General features: G+C 33.1%; 21 protein-coding genes. 13 read left to right on the top strand and 8 right to left on the bottom strand.

The window, feature by feature from the left end; translation table 11 throughout:
* Positions 1–17: 17 nt before the first annotated feature.
* The 5 genes from RN605_RS01460 to RN605_RS01480 all read left to right on the top strand — a co-directional run bounded on the left by RN605_RS01460 (position 18) and on the right by RN605_RS01480 (position 3,273).
* Positions 18–497, top strand: a complete 480-nt coding sequence (locus RN605_RS01460; RefSeq protein WP_313321635.1) for a DUF6252 family protein — start codon at positions 18–20, stop codon at positions 495–497.
* A 105-nt stretch (positions 498–602) separates the two neighbouring features.
* On the top strand, positions 603–1,664 hold the full coding sequence (locus RN605_RS01465) for a DUF3667 domain-containing protein (protein WP_313321636.1): 1,062 nt from the start codon (positions 603–605) through the stop codon (positions 1,662–1,664).
* Between the two features lie 49 nt (positions 1,665–1,713).
* The gene (locus tag RN605_RS01470) at positions 1,714–2,352 is read left to right on the top strand and encodes a class I SAM-dependent methyltransferase (RefSeq protein WP_313321637.1); all 639 of its coding nucleotides are present in this window, start codon (positions 1,714–1,716) and stop codon (positions 2,350–2,352) included.
* A 1-nt stretch (position 2,353) separates the two neighbouring features.
* Positions 2,354–2,914 (top strand): GNAT family N-acetyltransferase, encoded by a 561-nt coding sequence (locus RN605_RS01475; RefSeq protein WP_313321638.1) that lies wholly within the window; start codon positions 2,354–2,356, stop codon positions 2,912–2,914.
* Positions 2,911–3,273 (top strand): VOC family protein, encoded by a 363-nt coding sequence (locus RN605_RS01480; RefSeq protein ID WP_313321639.1) that lies wholly within the window; start codon positions 2,911–2,913, stop codon positions 3,271–3,273. Before RN605_RS01475 ends, RN605_RS01480 begins: the two co-directional genes overlap by 4 nt.
* Before the next feature lie 121 nt (positions 3,274–3,394).
* Here the strand turns inward: RN605_RS01480 and RN605_RS01485 are convergent, their stop codons facing one another.
* Positions 3,395–4,696 carry a hypothetical protein gene (locus RN605_RS01485; RefSeq protein ID WP_313321640.1) on the bottom strand — a complete coding sequence of 434 codons (1,302 nt, stop codon included), beginning with the start codon at positions 4,694–4,696 and terminating at the stop codon, positions 3,395–3,397.
* A gap of 118 nt (positions 4,697–4,814) precedes the next feature.
* Here RN605_RS01485 and RN605_RS01490 point away from each other — a divergent pair, with 118 nt between their 5' ends.
* Positions 4,815–5,870, top strand: coding sequence for a sialidase family protein (locus tag RN605_RS01490; protein WP_313321641.1), 1,056 nt, complete (start codon positions 4,815–4,817; stop codon positions 5,868–5,870).
* Between the two features lie 26 nt (positions 5,871–5,896).
* Here RN605_RS01490 and RN605_RS01495 read toward each other — a convergent pair whose 3' ends face one another.
* The 4 genes from RN605_RS01495 to RN605_RS01510 are packed head-to-tail and all read right to left on the bottom strand — an operon-like array spanning position 5,897 to position 8,512.
* Positions 5,897–6,352: a sensor of ECF-type sigma factor gene (locus RN605_RS01495; RefSeq protein ID WP_313321642.1), complete on the bottom strand. Its 456-nt coding sequence runs from the start codon at positions 6,350–6,352 to the stop codon at positions 5,897–5,899.
* 1 nt (position 6,353) lies between these two features.
* A complete protein-coding gene (locus RN605_RS01500) occupies positions 6,354–6,767 on the bottom strand; it encodes a hypothetical protein (RefSeq protein WP_313321643.1) in 414 nt (137 codons plus the stop codon).
* A gap of 30 nt (positions 6,768–6,797) precedes the next feature.
* Positions 6,798–7,340, bottom strand: a complete 543-nt coding sequence (locus tag RN605_RS01505; RefSeq protein WP_313321644.1) for an RNA polymerase sigma factor — start codon at positions 7,338–7,340, stop codon at positions 6,798–6,800.
* A 59-nt stretch (positions 7,341–7,399) separates the two neighbouring features.
* Positions 7,400–8,512: an SRPBCC family protein gene (locus tag RN605_RS01510; RefSeq protein WP_313321645.1), complete on the bottom strand. Its 1,113-nt coding sequence runs from the start codon at positions 8,510–8,512 to the stop codon at positions 7,400–7,402.
* Positions 8,513–8,608: 96 nt separating this feature from the next.
* Here RN605_RS01510 and RN605_RS01515 point away from each other — a divergent pair, with 96 nt between their 5' ends.
* Positions 8,609–10,228 (top strand): class I SAM-dependent methyltransferase, encoded by a 1,620-nt coding sequence (locus tag RN605_RS01515; RefSeq protein WP_313321646.1) that lies wholly within the window; start codon positions 8,609–8,611, stop codon positions 10,226–10,228.
* Here RN605_RS01515 and RN605_RS01520 read toward each other — a convergent pair.
* The gene (locus RN605_RS01520; protein WP_313321647.1) at positions 10,225–10,413 is read right to left on the bottom strand and encodes a hypothetical protein; all 189 of its coding nucleotides are present in this window, start codon (positions 10,411–10,413) and stop codon (positions 10,225–10,227) included. The two genes, RN605_RS01515 and RN605_RS01520, sit on opposite strands and share 4 nt — an antisense overlap.
* Positions 10,414–10,490: 77 nt before the next feature.
* Here RN605_RS01520 and RN605_RS01525 point away from each other — a divergent pair, with 77 nt between their 5' ends.
* The gene (locus RN605_RS01525) at positions 10,491–10,874 is read left to right on the top strand and encodes a nucleoside triphosphate pyrophosphohydrolase family protein (RefSeq protein WP_313321648.1); all 384 of its coding nucleotides are present in this window, start codon (positions 10,491–10,493) and stop codon (positions 10,872–10,874) included.
* Positions 10,875–10,956: 82 nt separating this feature from the next.
* Here RN605_RS01525 and RN605_RS01530 read toward each other — a convergent pair whose 3' ends face one another.
* The gene (locus RN605_RS01530; RefSeq protein WP_313321649.1) at positions 10,957–11,871 is read right to left on the bottom strand and encodes a Gfo/Idh/MocA family protein; all 915 of its coding nucleotides are present in this window, start codon (positions 11,869–11,871) and stop codon (positions 10,957–10,959) included.
* Positions 11,872–12,004: 133 nt separating this feature from the next.
* Positions 12,005–13,072 (bottom strand): branched-chain amino acid aminotransferase, encoded by a 1,068-nt coding sequence (locus RN605_RS01535; protein WP_313321650.1) that lies wholly within the window; start codon positions 13,070–13,072, stop codon positions 12,005–12,007.
* 194 nt (positions 13,073–13,266) lie between these two features.
* On the opposite strand from RN605_RS01535, the gene RN605_RS01540 reads away from it, so the two are divergent.
* The 5 genes from RN605_RS01540 to RN605_RS01560 all read left to right on the top strand — a co-directional run bounded on the left by RN605_RS01540 (position 13,267) and on the right by RN605_RS01560 (position 15,602).
* On the top strand, positions 13,267–13,764 hold the full coding sequence (locus RN605_RS01540) for a DUF4920 domain-containing protein (protein WP_313321651.1): 498 nt from the start codon (positions 13,267–13,269) through the stop codon (positions 13,762–13,764).
* A 3-nt stretch (positions 13,765–13,767) separates the two neighbouring features.
* Positions 13,768–14,220 carry a hypothetical protein gene (locus RN605_RS01545; protein ID WP_313321652.1) on the top strand — a complete coding sequence of 151 codons (453 nt, stop codon included), beginning with the start codon at positions 13,768–13,770 and terminating at the stop codon, positions 14,218–14,220.
* A gap of 2 nt (positions 14,221–14,222) precedes the next feature.
* Positions 14,223–14,882, top strand: coding sequence for a tRNA (5-methylaminomethyl-2-thiouridine)(34)-methyltransferase MnmD (gene mnmD, locus RN605_RS01550; protein ID WP_313321653.1), 660 nt, complete (start codon positions 14,223–14,225; stop codon positions 14,880–14,882).
* 117 nt (positions 14,883–14,999) lie between these two features.
* The gene (locus tag RN605_RS01555) at positions 15,000–15,194 is read left to right on the top strand and encodes a hypothetical protein (protein WP_313321654.1); all 195 of its coding nucleotides are present in this window, start codon (positions 15,000–15,002) and stop codon (positions 15,192–15,194) included.
* A 213-nt stretch (positions 15,195–15,407) separates the two neighbouring features.
* Positions 15,408–15,602, top strand: a complete 195-nt coding sequence (locus RN605_RS01560) for a hypothetical protein (protein WP_313321655.1) — start codon at positions 15,408–15,410, stop codon at positions 15,600–15,602.
* Positions 15,603–15,637: the final 35 nt, after the last annotated feature.

Consider the following 15,637-nt stretch of genomic DNA (forward strand, 5'->3'; position numbering starts at 1 on the left):
TAAAAATAAAAACAAATATGAAATTATTCAAAAAATCAATGGCAATTGTAGTATTAGCCATTGTAGCAACACTATCGGTTAACTGTAGTTCAGATAGCAGCAGCAGTTCAAGCGATTCAGGATTTTATTTAAAGTGTAAAATAAACGGCGTACAGTTTGTTTCTACTGATCCTTACGTTATCAATTCGTTGTCAAAATCAATCACAGCACAAAGCGATAACGAGAATATACAAGAAACTGTTAGCTTATACATGCCATTAACAGTAGCAACAGGTACGTATACAATAACAGAAGAACCATCAAACGTAGATTCGTATGGTGCTGGTTATTCTAACTTTGATACCGATGTGTCATCACAAGAAGCTGCAGGAACTTTAACCATTACTCAAGTAACTGCCGATGTAATCAAAGGAACTTTTTCTTTCACTTCTCCTGATTTTGATGGTAATACTATCACGGTTACCGAAGGAACCTTCAGAGCAGAAAACATACAGTAACAAATTACTGCATAAACAAAAAAAGCGAGCACTAAACGGCTCGCTTTTTTTGTTTCCATAATTCCACTTTCGCTATTTCATTTAAATTACTAACTTTACTAAAGTATGGGAAAAGAAAAACTACGCAACGATGCAACCTGTTTGAATTGTGGTGAACAAGTACAGCACCGCTTTTGTTCCTATTGTGGTCAGGAAAATACCGAGACTTCTAAAAATTTCTACCATTTGTTTGTCTATTTGTTCAAAGGTTTTTTTCATTACGACAGTGCTTTTTGGCGCACGATAGTAAAATTGTTTTTCAAGCCAGCCGCATTAACCAAAGAATACCTTTCTGGGAGAAGAGTAAGCTATTTGGCACCAATTAGGGTTTATATATTTACCAGTTTTTTAACCTTTTTGATTATATCGTTGTTTCCAAGTAGTGAACCCGTTAAAAGCATTAATACCAAAACATCACAGGTAAATGAAATAGTATCTTCAGCCATTGATTCCTTACATCTTGAAGAAAAAAGCATGGAAGGACTAACCAAAACGGGCATACTCTCAGAGCAAACGAAAGACACGCTTCAAAAGATAATTCACTCTGAGTTGGATTCTGTTCAAACAGCAATCAATGCGAAAGCCAAAGCTTCAGCTCCTTCACCAGCGTCAATAGAAGACGAAAGCCAAGTTACTCGTAAAGCTGATTATTGGTTCATGCGAAAATGGATGAAGGTAAAAGAAGAGAACACCGATGAGGAAATTAGACAAAAGTTCAGTGATTCCTTTACCCAGAATATGCCAAAGGCATTGTTCCTGTTTATGCCAGTTTTTGCATTCATTCTTTTTTTGTTTCACGACAAAAAGCGTTGGAACTATTTTGACCACGGCATTTTTACCTTGCATTATTTCTCGTTCTTGCTCTTGCTCACATTAGTATTGTTTTTTATAGACAAGCTCTATCCGTTAATTGAATACCATCCCATTTTAGATTGGATTTATTTACTGTTAAAAGGTGCAGGAATACTTTGGATGATTTATTACTTCTTTCCCGCACACCGCCGCTTGTATGAGCAGCCTTATGTGAAATCTTTTTTTAAATGCTGTGCTATTCTCATCATCAACTCGGTGTTGCTTTTCCTTTTCTTAGTGGTTATTGCGTTGTACACCTATAGTACTATTGAATAGTAAAACGATAACACAAAATCCTTATTTTTACATCAAACAACAATCAATAATGAGCATTTACAAGGAAACATCCGAAACTTGGAATAAAATGGCAGAGCTGTACCAGCAAAAGTTTATGGATTTGGATATTTACAACCAATCCTATGACGCTTTTTGTATGCTATTGCACAAAAGTAACGCCAGTATTTTAGAAATAGGTTGCGGTCCTGGTAACATTACGAAGTACCTGCTCGATAACCATCCCGATTATAGAATTTTGGGTATTGATGTAGCACCAAACATGATTGCACTGGCAAAGACAAACAACCCAAAAGCACATTTTGAAGTAAAAGATTGCCGAGAAATAGATGATTTAGCCAACACCTTCGATGGAATTATCTGCGGATTTTGTTTGCCTTATATTGATGAAGCCGATGCAAAAAAGTTCATTGTGAGTTGTTATGATAAATTGAACCATGATGGTGCTTTATACATTAGTTTTGTTGAAGGTAATTATGCCGACTCAGCTTATAAAACAGGTAGCAATGGCAATAGAGTGTATTTTCATTATTACAGTTTAGAACAGTTGCAACAGTGGCTTAGGGCAACTAATTTTGAAGAACCAACGGTTATGAAGGTAGCCTATGAAGTAGAAGGAAAAGAACCCGATATGCATACCATTGTACTGACTAAGAAAAAGAAAATGTAGCATGAACAAGCAAGCTATTTTAACCACTGAACGATTACTATTAAAAGGAATTACTCCAGCTTTGATACATGAATTGTACAACTCAAAATCAAAAGAAGAAATCATGAACTATTTTGAGTTTGATGAAGCAGGCTATGAGAATTTTAAAAACAAACATGAGAAAGGAATGGAAACCGACCAATTGTCTTTGTTTTTCTTTTTATTAGTAGATAAAAGCACCAATAAAACAATTGGAGATTGCGGCTTTCACACTTGGAATAGAAAACACCGTCGAGCAGAAGTTTTTTACATGATGCGAAACGAGGAATATAAACAAAAAGGACTAATGACCGAAGCCGTAGCAGCCGTTTTAGAATATGGATTTACAGTACTCGAACTGCATAGAGTAGAAGCATTAGTAGCCGATTGGAACACACCCTCCATAAAGTTATTGCAACGCTATGGTTTCACCAAAGAAGGAACCATGCGCGAAGATTATTTTTTTGATGGAAAAAATGTAAGCTCAGAATGCTATTCTCTTTTGAAATGGGAATGGGAGGGAATTAAAATAAATAAATCATGAACCACCAAGCTAAATCAATTCGTCCTTTTATTGGAGCCAAAGATTTTGATATATCCCGAGCCTTTTACCGTGACTTAGGATTTGAAGAAACGGTTTTAAGTAGTGCGATGTCGGTATTTAAAACCGAGGCGTTGGCTTTTTATTTACAAGATGCCTATGTTCAAGATTGGGTAGACAATACCATGGTGTTTATGGAAGTAGCTGATGTCAACCAATTTTGGAACGAACTTCAAACATTAAACCTTACTTCCAAATATAAAGAGGTTCGATTAGTTCCCATCAAAGAATACGATTGGGGAAAAGAATGTTTTATTCATGATCCGTCTGGAATTTTGTGGCACATTGGAATGTTTTATTGATGTTACTTAAAATGGAAAGAAATATCAATTTCTAATGACTTCGAACTGTATAAATAAAAAAAGCATCACTATAATGGCGATGCTTTTCAACTTTCAAAAACTATTAAATACCAACCCTAAACTATCTTCTACTATTTCCATTTCCTCGTGCGTTACCGCCTGAAGAATTTCCTCTATTGCTAGAACCGCCCATGTTTGCACTTCTTCCACTTGATTGCGAAGGTGAAGTGCTTCTCATTTCACTACTTCTGTTACTACCAGCACTTCTGTTGCTTGAATAACTTCTATTTTCATTTCTGCTAGGAGAAGTTCTTACACTTGATGATTGACCAGCATTTGCTCTCGAATTATTTTGTGCATAGGTTCTACTACTATTATCACTTCTTGAAGAGCTTGAAGTATTTTCACGAACGCCATAACTTCTTTCGGAACCATTATTTCTTGTACTTGTACCAACTGAATTTCCTCTTGTAGCGCTTCGTGTAGCTCCATTTTCAGTTCTGGTCTCGCTTCTTGTTGAACTTCCAATACCATTGTTTCTCGTAGCACCAGTTTCTGTTCTGGTTGCACTTCTAGTAGAACCTCCTATAGTATTGTTTCTTGTACCATTATATTCAGCTCTGGTTCTAACGCCTCCGTTAGCAGCATAATCTGTTCTTGTGCCAACTGTTCTGATGTTTCTTGTTTTATCTAACTCATGTCGGTTAGCTACATTGTTGTTTCTGTTGATAAACGAACGGTTAGGATATCTTACTTCATAAGCATTTGCTCTTCTTCCTCTGTAGTAATTGTTATAAACCACACCACAGTTTCTCGTAGTTACATAGTTATAGTGGTGATTGAAATTAATCCAAACATTGATATGACTTCTGTATCTGAAGATTGGAAATGGATGCCAAGCTACGTAGTAACTAGGATAGTATCCCCAATACCAAGCGGAACAATATGGACGATAAACGGGTGCCCAAAATGAAGCATAAATTACAGGAGTATACGAATAAACAGGCTCGTAAATATAATTAGTACCATACATATAAACATCACCAACTACTTGCACTTGAACTCTGTTGTTTCTGTCTTTTACTACTTCAACCGTAGCAATATCTTGAAACATATCACGACCAAGCACTGATTGAATTACAATTATGTGTGTGTTTCCTTCAACGGTTTCAATTACTCTTAAATAATCTACTTGGTTATCGTCGTTTAAATCTAAATTAGAGATTTGATATTCCGGATTGTTCAATCGGTATTCAAAATCTGCTAAGTCTTTTGAATCTCCAAAAATAGATGCTACAGCTCTTAAATCAAGATTATCACTAATCTCAGAATTATTAGCTGTTACCGTAGTCCTGTCTTGAGCAAAAGCGGTGTTTAAACTCATAAGCGACAGTAGTGTCCATGTGATAATATTCGTTTTCATATTTGTATGTTTTTAAATTCGTACTAGCTATTAGCAATAAACCAATTACTGTGCCACAAATCTTTTTATGTATTCTTGAATGAATTAATTAACGTATTTTTAGCAAAACTTTAAGAAAATGAAAAACACACTTTTCTATTGGACTTCGTTTGTTTTATTTGGTTTAATAACAACTAAATCAGTAACTTCAAAAAGTAGTAAAGAATTTAATTCGGTTAAAATCGATACCTTATTAATTGATAAAATTAGCATCAGAGCTCTTCTGGTTGATGAAGATGAGGTTTGGTATGCAGGAAGCCAAAATAAGTTTGGAGTAATAAATTTAGATTCCAAAAAGCATACTCAAAAGAAAATCATTCATGATACACTTAAATTTGAATTTAGAAGTATTGCCAAAAATGAAGATCATATTTTTATAGCTAACGTGGGTTCGCCTACTTATTTTTTTAAGATTAATGACGACACTTTAAAAGAGGAAGTAGTTTATCATGAAACCAATCCAAAAGCCTTTTACGACAGTATGAATTTTTGGAATAACAATGAAGGAATTGCTATTGGCGACCCAACAGAAGATTGTCTTTCTATTGTGATTACTCGTAATAGTGGTAAAACTTGGAACAAGATACCTTGCATGCAATTACCAAAAGTTGTTGATGGAGAAGCTGCTTTTGCTGCAAGCAACACTAATATCTGCATCAAAGGAAATTCCTGCTGGATTGTATCAGGAGGAAAAAAATCAAGGGTTTTTTATTCTTCAGATAGAGGAAACTCTTGGCAAGTATTTGATACACCAATAGTACAAGGAGAAGCCATGACGGGTGTTTTTACCGCCGATTTCTATGATGAAAAAATAGGTTTCATTGCAGGTGGTAACTATGAAAAGCCCAATCAAAACTTTCAAAACAAAGCCATTACTTTTGATGGAGGAAAAACTTGGAAATTAGTTGCCGAGAATGAAGGTTTTGGTTATTCATCCTGTGTTCAGTTTGTTCCTAATTCTAAAGGCAAAAAGTTAGTTTCAGTAGGAGCAAACGGTTTGTATTCTTCTGAAGATTTTGGAACAACATGGAAGCAACTTTCTACCGATGCGTCTTTGTTTACCCTGAGGTTTGTCTCTAAAAATCAGGCCATAGCGGCGGGAAAAGACAAGATCATCCGAATTACTTTTGAATAAAAAAAGAGCATTGCTGCTCTTTTATATTATCGTTTTGCTCTTCGTTCTTTGAACTGTTGTAACAACTTTCGGTTAAATTTCTCTTCGGCTTTCTTAAGTTTTAAAATCTTTGAAGCAGGCAATACCGCACGTAAATCAGCATTGAATTTTTTCTTTAATTGATATAAATCATCCTCTGTACTTTCAAGTTGCGTCAATAAATTGGCTGATTCTTTTTCAGAAAGATTGTCAAATGTTTCATCATCTAATCGGTTGATGTAACCTTTCAGTTTAGTGCGTCTTATCTCTTGTTGCTTGTCTTCAAAAGCATTATATATTGGCCAAAACTTTGCAGCTTCATCTGGAGTTAATGATAATTCATTGGTTATAAAAGCAACTTTAATCGATTTGATTTGCTCTTGTTTTTGCTTCAGCAATCCTTGACTGAATGATGTTATTGAAACCAATAACATCAGGATTAGGAAAAGTTTGTTTAGTTTCATATTAATTGACAATATAGTGTTCTACATTTATTGAGTTTAGAAGTGATTCTTCTAAAACATCATCTTGAATTTCAAAATCTACTTTTAATTTTTCAATGTCTTCTGCATCCAAATACTCAGCCAGTTCATAAGGCGTCATTTTGGTATTATAGGAGATGTAATCTTCAATGGCATTTTGGTCTAATTCAGAAACAGTTTTCGGTTTTTGCATAAAAAAAGGAATGCATAAAGCAATAACCATTACCGCGGCAACTGCAAAAAATGTTTTTTTGTTGCGTTGGTAAAACGAAATTACTTTTGGTTCTTCTTTAGCTAACTGAGCATTTATTTTAGATGATAAAGTATCAAAATAATGCTCTGGAGCTACAAAACCCGAGTCTATTTTTGGATGATTATCTAATTTAAATTCGTTCATATTGCTTTGACTTATAAATTGTATAAAGGTTTAATTACTATTCATATATTCTTCAATTTTCTTCACCGCATGATGGTAAGATGCTTTTAAACCGCCAACTGTGGTTCCCAGTATTTCTGAGATTTCTTCATATTTCAACTCTTCAAAATATTTCATCTTAAAAATCAATTGTTGCTTTTCAGGAAGTAAGTGAATTGCTTTTTGGAGTTTGATTTGAATGTCAGTTCCATCAAAATACGATTCGACTTCAAGATTTTCAACAATTTTGGTTTGTATAGCTTCACTGGTAGTGTTGTGTTTCTTTGCTTTTTGATTTAAAAACGAAATGGCTTCATTGGTTGCAATGCGATACATCCAGGAAAACAATTTGCTATCGCCTTTAAAATCTTTTAAGTATCGAAATACTTTCACAAAAGTGTTTTGCAAAACATCATCGGCATCATCATGGTTTAAAACAATGTTTCTGATGTGATGATACAATGGTTTTTGATATTCGTGCAGCAAAACTTGAAACGCCTTATTTTGCGTTTTAGGATTTAGCAATTCTTCAATAAAAACCTTTTCGTCTTGCAAAATTTGAAGTTTGTAATAAGAATAAAGATAACCCAAAAGGTTTAATCAATAAATGAAAATTATGGATTTTCCTCGCTTTCTGGAGTTGCATTTTGAACCGGTACACTAACAGTTGGCGCTACAAATGAAGCAGTTGTTGGTGTAGCTGCTTCTTCTTTTGGATATACAGGCAAATACAATTCTGTTTCCCATTTTGATGGATTTTTAACATCATCAATCGTTTTGGTATATATTTCAATATACTTTCCAGCAAAGTTGGGTTTGTAATTATTGTCTAGTATGTATTGCTGTCCTTTTTTCCACAATTCTTCTCTGTGAGAATAATCACCTTTCAAGGTCGTTTTGATACAGGTAAAAGCTTCCATTTCACCCGAAGTTACATCGCTTCCTTCCATTAATGAAACCAATTCTCGTGTTGGTATACAAACAGAAACGGTAACTATATCGGTATTTAATGTTGTGGTTTCATAGATAACAAATGGTTTTCCCGCCATTGGAATGTTGTTCTTCCTAAAGAAATACACCAGTTTTGGCATAATAACTTTAATGTTTCTCGATAAACTTTTGGTTTTACAACTAAAGGTTTGCTTGATAAAATAGGCAGCTTTTCGTTGTGAAACACCGTTCACTTTAATGCTATAAGTTTTCAGCTCAAAGTTTAATGTTTTGTTTAAATTGAATAATGTTCGGTCAAACTCATTGGTTACCATTCGTTTCATGCCACCATTTAAAAAGCTTTTAAATTTCATCACAAAATCAATGGTTCCTTTGGTTGTATAAGTAACTTTTGTTCCACCTATAGTATCTTTAAATTTCCAATATACGAGCGCGTTAGTTCCTTCATAATTCATTTTTTGAGCAATGCTGTCATTTTCTTTTACGAAAATGGTTTTCATACTTCCATCGCCATTTTTTCCGTGCCAAGAATAACTAGCGCCTATTCCAGAAGTTTTGTCTTTATAATCATAAGTGATTGAAGCATCATCTTGTTGCATTGCGTTAAAGGTTTCCCAGTTTTTAAAATCATTTACATAATCGAAAACAGTAGTTCGTGATGCTTTAATAATTTGTGAACTAGTTACTTGATAGTCGCCTTTTTGAGTAAAAATATAAACAATCAATCCTATGGAAATCAAAAGGAGTAGTAGGAAGAAATATTTTATAATGCGCATAATTCTATTTAATGGGTTGAACAAAGTTATAAATATAATTCGTCTATTCGACTAGTATTTAATTATATTTGTTATAACCATGAATTCTTTTTATCTATGCTAACCACACAAAAAAAATCAGAATTAAGAGCAGTACTTTTTAGACACCTTGATGGTATAGTTACCGCACCAGTTGCATACACTTTGCACAAAAAAGGAGTTTTAGATTATTTGCTTGAAAAAGGAAAAGTATCACTCAAAGAGATAACTACTAAGTTTTCTGCCAATGAAGGTTATCTCAATGTTGGGTTACGTGTTTTAGCATCGCAAGGTTTTTTGATTCAATCAATTGATAATATCGCAGATGAGGTTAGCTATGCTATTAACGATAGAAGTAAAGTGGCTTTTGCACATTTTCACTTGTATGAAGATGTTTTTAGGTTAATGCAATTTTCTGAAAAATTTCATCCACGAAAATTTGAAGTTGAACCGTTTGAAATGCTAAGCACTTGTTTCAAAAACTATAAAAACAATTTTGGAATTACATTATCTAACGATGAGCAAATCAGAGCGATTCAACAGCAAATTTTAACGCATATCGAAGGTCAATTGGTTGGTCCAACAATAGTAATGCTTGGAATGAGTGGAATGTTTCACAAATATTTTATGGAAACTTCTTTTCGCCCCGAAGAGTTTCATAAAAATCCAGAATGCTTTAAAGAAATATTAGATTTCTTGACCTATTTGGGATGGTTTAAAGAAAAAAATGGAAAGTATCAATTCACAGAAACCGGATTGTTTTATGCTAAAAGAGCAGCTGCTTATGGGGTAACAGTTTCCTATATTCCAATGTTTCGAAAAATGGAAGACTTACTGTTTGGTAATGCATCTATTTTGAGAAATATTGGTGAACACGAAGAAGAATTGCATGTTGACAGAGAAATGAATGTTTGGGGAAGTGGTGGCGCACATGCTGAATATTTTAAAGTTGTTGACGAAATTATCATCGAATTGTTCAACCGACCAATAAACGAACAACCTAAAGGAATTCTAGATATGGGTTGTGGAAACGGAGCATTTATTGAGCATATTTTTAATGTGATTGAGCGTCAAACCAGCAGAGGAAAAATACTTGATGATTATCCTTTGTTTTTAATTGGTGTTGATTATAATGAAGCAGCTTTAAAAGTAACCAGAGCCAACTTGATTAAAGCGGATATTTGGGCTAAAGTAATTTGGGGCGATATTGGTAAACCTGATGTTCTTGCCAATACTTTACTTGAAGATTACGAGATTGATTTAAAGGAATTATTAAACGTTAGAACTTTCCTTGACCATAATCGTATTTGGGAAAAACCAAAGCACAGAACTCCAAAAAGAGTAAGTAAATCAACAGGCGCATTTGCACATCGTGGTGAACGAATTTCTAACAATGAAGTTGAGGATAATTTACTGGAACATTTAAAAAAATGGTCGGTTTATGTAGAGAAATTTGGCTTGTTAAATATTGAATTACATACTATTTCACCCAAACTAACTGCAAAGAATCTTGGAAAAACTGCTGCTACTGCTTATGATGCAACGCATGGATTTTCAGACCAATATATAGTAGAAATTGAAGTGTTGCATAAAATCGCTGCAGAAGCAGGATTATATTCCAGTCAAGATTTTTTTACAAAGTTTCCAAACTCCGAATTAGCAACAGTGAGTGTCAATTTGTTGAAAGGGAAAAACTAGCGTTTCATTACAAATTTGATAACAAATAGGAATACTAAAAACAGTAGAAAACCTATTAATATCTTATAACTTCCTTTGTAAACTTTTTGATGAAGTGCTTTGTCTTTTCCGTAAGCAAAATAAGTTGCTATCACAAATGCTACAAAAAATACTGCAGCAAAAATCCATTGACCAGTTGTGAACATTTTTTTGAAATTTTCAACAAATTTACTCAAATGATTCGGATTGTTGTATTTTGCATGGAGAATAAAATACCAACATTATGCAAAAACAATTGAACGCTGTTAAAGAATTTCACACCGCTTTTGGGTTAGGAGTTAGTCATGAAATGAAAGCTGATTTAGGCGAACAAAAAAACATGCTTCGTTTCAATTTAATGAAAGAAGAAAACGAAGAATATCTTGATGCTGTTCAGAATAATGATTTAGTTGAAATAGCCGATGCTCTTGGCGATATGCTTTATATTCTTTGTGGAACCATATTGGAGCACGGATTACAACACAAAATTGAAGAAGTTTTTGATGAAATTCAACGCAGTAATATGAGCAAGCTAGGTGAAGACGGAAATCCTATTTACCGTGAAGACGGTAAAGTAATGAAAGGTCCAAACTACTTTAAACCAAGTTTCGAAGAAATTTTACGATAGTTAAATTGCACCAAGAATTCTATCCATAATCCAACTAGTATGCAATGCTGTATATCCGTTGGATGGATGATTGTAATTTTCATCAAAAAGATGTTTTTTCATGTTTTCTACATGATACAGTTGTACATTTTTTTGGATGTTCAATAAAGAATTCTTCACGCTTACCATCAAGTTCTATTATCAAAGGTTTTTCATCAAAAACAGAAAATTCTATTTTTCCTTTGCTACCAAAGAGTTCTACTTTGTCTTCACTACTCGCACTACCAAAATTCCAAAAACCTGTTCCGGTTACGTTGCCTTCATGAAGCCAACACGCCGCAACAGCATCCTTAGCGGTGTACAGTTGTTGTTGGTTCAAACTGATGCCGTAAACTTCTTTTACTTCTCCCAGATAATAAGCAAACAAGTCAAGTCCATGGCTAGCCAAATCATCAAAATAACCCGCAGGAGCAACATTAACGTCGGTACGCCAATTGTGTTCACCTGATAAATCTATGTCTTTTGGAGGTTTACTCATCGTCCAACTGATATGTCTAATGTTACCAATAACTTTTTCATCCAACCATTTTTTCACCTTCTCAAATCGTGGAAGTGAACGTCTGTAGTAAGCCACAAACAAGGGAATGTTTTTTTCTTTAAAAACTTCGTAAATAGCTAGACTATCTTTATAACAAGGCGTTAAAGGCTTTTCAATACAACATGGTTTTCCTGCTTGGGCAGCCATCAATGCATAATGCAAGTGTGAATCGGGTGGAGTAGCAATATAAACGGCATCAATTTCATTGTCATTAATTAATTCTTCTGCAGAAGTATATTGTTTTTCTATGTTGTGTCTTAGTGCGTAGTCTTTTAGTTTTTCAGTATCGCGTCTCATGACAGCTTTCAATTCAAAACCATCAGTTAGTTGATAAGCCGGACCACTTTTTACTTCAGTTACATTTCCACAACCTATGATTCCCCAGCGTATAGTTTTTGATTGATTTTCTTTACTTGACATTTTTTTTCTTGATTTGTAAGACTCTAAAATTATTAATTTAATATTAATATGAAGTTTTTATTTCAGTCAACATTTAAAAAAAAGTCCTCAACTTTAAAAGTTAAGGACTAATTGATTAAAAATAATCATTGGGTTATACTTTGACAGTCCAGCCAAATTTATCATCAGCCAGTTTGTATTGAATTTTTGTTAATTTATCTTTCAATTGAAGCGCGGTTGAATTTTCAATTTTTGGTAACTCATAATAATGTTCTTTGTATTGAAAACCAACAATTGGGCTAACTACTGCGGCAGTTCCTGCACCAAATATTTCTTTTAAACTTCCGTCTTTTGCTGCAGCTACTAATTCATCTACAAGAACTGAACGTACTTCAATTTTAATACCTTCGCTTTTAGCTAAATCAATTATACTTTTACGAGTAACTCCATCTAAAATTCTTTCGCTAGTAGGTGCAGTATATAAGGTGTCATTTATTTTGAAAAAAACATTCATTGTTCCTGCTTCTTCCAGTTTTGTATGGGTTGCATCATCAGTCCATATAATTTGTTGGAAGCCTTTTTCTTGAGCTAGTTTTTGAGGATAAAATTGTGCTGAATAATTTCCTGCCGCTTTTGCCGCACCAATACCGCCATTGGCAGCACGGCTATAGTGCTCAGCTATAATTACTTTTACTTCACCTTGATAATAGGATTTAGCAGGAGAAAGAATAATCATAAAACGATACTGAGTGGATGGTTGTGCAATAACACCGCTTCCAACCGCAATCATAAAAGGACGCAAATACAAAGTATTTCCAATTCCTTTTTTAACCCAATTTCGTTCCAAATCAACAATGGTTTTCAAACCATCCATAAATATATGCTCAGGAACTTCAGGCATTGCCATTCTAACCGCAGATTTATTGAAACGTTCCATGTTTTGATCAGGTCTAAACAACCAAACTTCATCATTTTCATCTTTATAGGCTTTCATTCCTTCAAAAATAGCTTGTCCATAATGAAATACCTTAGCCGAAGGATCAATCATAAAATGTTCATAGGGTTTAATAATAGGTTTTTCCCATGCACCATCTTTATAATCACAAACTAACATATGGTCGGTAAAAACGTTCCCAAAAGTTAAATTTTCGAAGTCAACCGAATCAATTTTTGATGTTTTTGCTTTAACTATATCGATTTCGTGCGTATTAATTGAAGTCATTTAATAAGGTGGTTTTAAGTTTTATCAACGTAATCTAATGATAATTAAAGCTTTATGCTTTTTTTGATGATTTGAAAAACGCTAATGGTTAATTTTTGTAAAACTAATAATTTTTTTTTGTGTTTTAATAGTCTTAAATAATTAAAATTTCTGCTAAACTTTTTTACTTTTGTAACTCTTTTAAAATTAAAAACATGAAAAAAATGAAATTCTTCCTTGTTGCTTTTACAATGATCTTGAGCGTGTCTACTTTTGCGCAGTCAAAAGCTAAAACAACTATAAATACTAATGATTATGCTTTATTTGGAGAAAAATTTCAACCTAAAAAAGTAGTTTCTGAAAAAGAAATGTTGAAAAAATACAAAAACCTTAAAAAAGGTGATACTATAACGGTACAATATGCTTCAAAAATTCAAGCAGTATGCAAGAAAAAAGGATGTTGGATGAAAATGGAGTTAGCTGATAAAGAAACTTCATTTGTAAAATTTCAGGACTATGGTTTCTTTGTTCCATTAAATGCTGATGGTAGCGATGCTATCGTTAACGGAAAAGCTTTTGTTGATGTTGTTTCAGTAGATGAATTAAAGCATTATGCAAAAGATGCAGGAAAATCAAAAGAAGAAATAAACAAAATCACTAAGCCTGAAATAACGTATGCATTTACTGCTACTGGCGTTTATATCAAAAAATAAGTAATGAAAAACCTGTTACTTATAGGATTGTCTTTTCTGATTTTTTCGTGCCAAAAAGAAGTCAGGAAAGAAGATGCATCTGTTGAGAAAACCTGCGATACAGCATCAGGTAAAAAGCTAGAAATGTATCAAATGTCAGAAATGGCTTTGTTGATGGAGCAAATGTATGTTGACAACAAAAGATTGAAAGAAAGAATTATTAGTGGTGATACTATTGGAACTTTTCCAAAGCATTTTTTAAAAATTCATACTGCTGCTATGACTGATGAATCTGAAAACGATGATTTTTTTAAAGAGCAAGCAGCAAAATATATCAAATCACAGCAAATGATTTATGAAGATCCAAAAAATGCTAAAGAACATTTTAATAATGGAGTAGATGCTTGTTTGAATTGTCATGAACAAAAGTGTGGCGGACCAATTCCTAGAATTAAAAAGCTATACATCAAAAAATAAATTTGAAACGCGAAATCATTGAAACGAAAGATGGCTCAACTTCAATCTATTTGCCAGAGTTAAATGAAACTTATCATTCAAAACATGGCGCAATTCAAGAAGCCAACCATGTGTTTATAAAAAATGGGTTTTCCTTATTCGAAGGAAAACCCATTTCAATTTTAGAAATAGGTTTAGGAACAGGTTTAAATGCATTAATCACTTTTAATGAAGCCCAAAAATTAAAAAATCAAATAGAATATGTTGGAGTAGAAGCATATCCTGTTTCTATGGAAGATGCTTTAAAAATGAATTATGTTGCTGCTCTAAATCCAAGTCTTGAACCCATTTATTTGAAAATTCATCAATCTGATTGGGAAACTACTACTAATTTGAGTGACAATTTTTCCTTTTTAAAGAGGAAACAATTCTTTGAAGACATTAATGATAAGGAAGCTTTTGATTTAATTTATTTTGATGCCTTTGGGTTTGATGTTCAACCTAATCTTTGGACTAAAGCTATTTTTGAAACGTTATTTAATGCTTTGCGAAACGATGGGATTTTGGTTACTTATGCTTGCCGTTCAATCATAAAAAACAACATGATTGAAGCAGGTTTTAAAGTTGAAAAATTGCCCGGAGCGCCAGGAAAAAGAGAAATGTTAAGAGCAAAAAAAGAATAGTTTTAACGTTTTGATTTGTTTTTTTTAACATCAAAATCATAGGCGTAAAATATTTTTTTTATATTTTTGAAGATATCAAAACAGAATGATTGTTTCATCAATTAAATTTCATTGCTTATGTCAAAATCAATGTTGACTTTAACTAAAAAAGTTCTTAAAGGTGTAAGTTTTGATGTCCAACTTTTTTATAAAGAACTCGAGAAAGCTTACAAAGTATTGTTACCACATGAGTTAAAAGAATTAACAGAATGGTTACTTCAATTTACTCAAAACAAACCAGAACTGAGGCAGTGTTTAGTATTAATCAATTAAAAATATGTAAAAAGGAACAAATTGTTCCTTTTTTTAATGCTTTTTATTTAATATGTAAGAATAATATATTTATAAATGTTAATTATTGCAGATTAACGTTTAAATTTACACTTTATCGATGTAGTTCATCGATTTTTTTTGGTTAAAAGATTTAATTGCAATAATTTTATACCACAATTAAAATATTAAGATAACCCCTAAATCTTAACCATTATGCCTAGAATGATCTACGATTACACAAAGTCTGTGCTCGAAAGAGTGAGTTTTGACCCAATTCTTTTTTCAAAAGAGTTGAAGAAGGCAATAAAAAACTTACTGCCTTATGAAATAGAACAGCTAAAGAAATGGCTTCAGTATTTTACAAAAGAACATCCCGAATTGAAGAATTGTTTAACGGTGGTCAGTTAGTTGATTTATTATGAAAAAGAAAATATAAATAAGGA

The sequence above is a fragment of the Flavobacterium sp. PMTSA4 genome (assembly GCF_032098525.1).
Classification (GTDB): domain Bacteria; phylum Bacteroidota; class Bacteroidia; order Flavobacteriales; family Flavobacteriaceae; genus Flavobacterium; species Flavobacterium capsici.

Coding starts and splice junctions, on each gene's coding strand:
- RN605_RS01555 (WP_313321654.1), top strand. CDS start 15,000: ATGTCAAAATCAATGTTGACTTTAACTAAAAAAGTTCTTAAAGGTGTA.
- RN605_RS01470 (WP_313321637.1), top strand. CDS start 1,714: ATGAGCATTTACAAGGAAACATCCGAAACTTGGAATAAAATGGCAGAG.
- RN605_RS01525 (WP_313321648.1), top strand. CDS start 10,491: ATGCAAAAACAATTGAACGCTGTTAAAGAATTTCACACCGCTTTTGGG.
- RN605_RS01500 (WP_313321643.1), bottom strand. CDS start 6,767: ATGAACGAATTTAAATTAGATAATCATCCAAAAATAGACTCGGGTTTT.
- RN605_RS01515 (WP_313321646.1), top strand. CDS start 8,609: ATGCTAACCACACAAAAAAAATCAGAATTAAGAGCAGTACTTTTTAGA.
- RN605_RS01520 (WP_313321647.1), bottom strand. CDS start 10,413: ATGTTCACAACTGGTCAATGGATTTTTGCTGCAGTATTTTTTGTAGCA.
- RN605_RS01485 (WP_313321640.1), bottom strand. CDS start 4,696: ATGAAAACGAATATTATCACATGGACACTACTGTCGCTTATGAGTTTA.
- RN605_RS01535 (WP_313321650.1), bottom strand. CDS start 13,072: ATGACTTCAATTAATACGCACGAAATCGATATAGTTAAAGCAAAAACA.
- RN605_RS01460 (WP_313321635.1), top strand. CDS start 18: ATGAAATTATTCAAAAAATCAATGGCAATTGTAGTATTAGCCATTGTA.
- RN605_RS01545 (WP_313321652.1), top strand. CDS start 13,768: ATGAAAAACCTGTTACTTATAGGATTGTCTTTTCTGATTTTTTCGTGC.
- RN605_RS01495 (WP_313321642.1), bottom strand. CDS start 6,352: ATGAAACTAAACAAACTTTTCCTAATCCTGATGTTATTGGTTTCAATA.
- RN605_RS01560 (WP_313321655.1), top strand. CDS start 15,408: ATGCCTAGAATGATCTACGATTACACAAAGTCTGTGCTCGAAAGAGTG.
- RN605_RS01510 (WP_313321645.1), bottom strand. CDS start 8,512: ATGCGCATTATAAAATATTTCTTCCTACTACTCCTTTTGATTTCCATA.
- RN605_RS01530 (WP_313321649.1), bottom strand. CDS start 11,871: ATGTCAAGTAAAGAAAATCAATCAAAAACTATACGCTGGGGAATCATA.
- RN605_RS01465 (WP_313321636.1), top strand. CDS start 603: ATGGGAAAAGAAAAACTACGCAACGATGCAACCTGTTTGAATTGTGGT.
- RN605_RS01540 (WP_313321651.1), top strand. CDS start 13,267: ATGAAAAAAATGAAATTCTTCCTTGTTGCTTTTACAATGATCTTGAGC.
- RN605_RS01480 (WP_313321639.1), top strand. CDS start 2,911: ATGAACCACCAAGCTAAATCAATTCGTCCTTTTATTGGAGCCAAAGAT.
- RN605_RS01490 (WP_313321641.1), top strand. CDS start 4,815: ATGAAAAACACACTTTTCTATTGGACTTCGTTTGTTTTATTTGGTTTA.
- RN605_RS01475 (WP_313321638.1), top strand. CDS start 2,354: ATGAACAAGCAAGCTATTTTAACCACTGAACGATTACTATTAAAAGGA.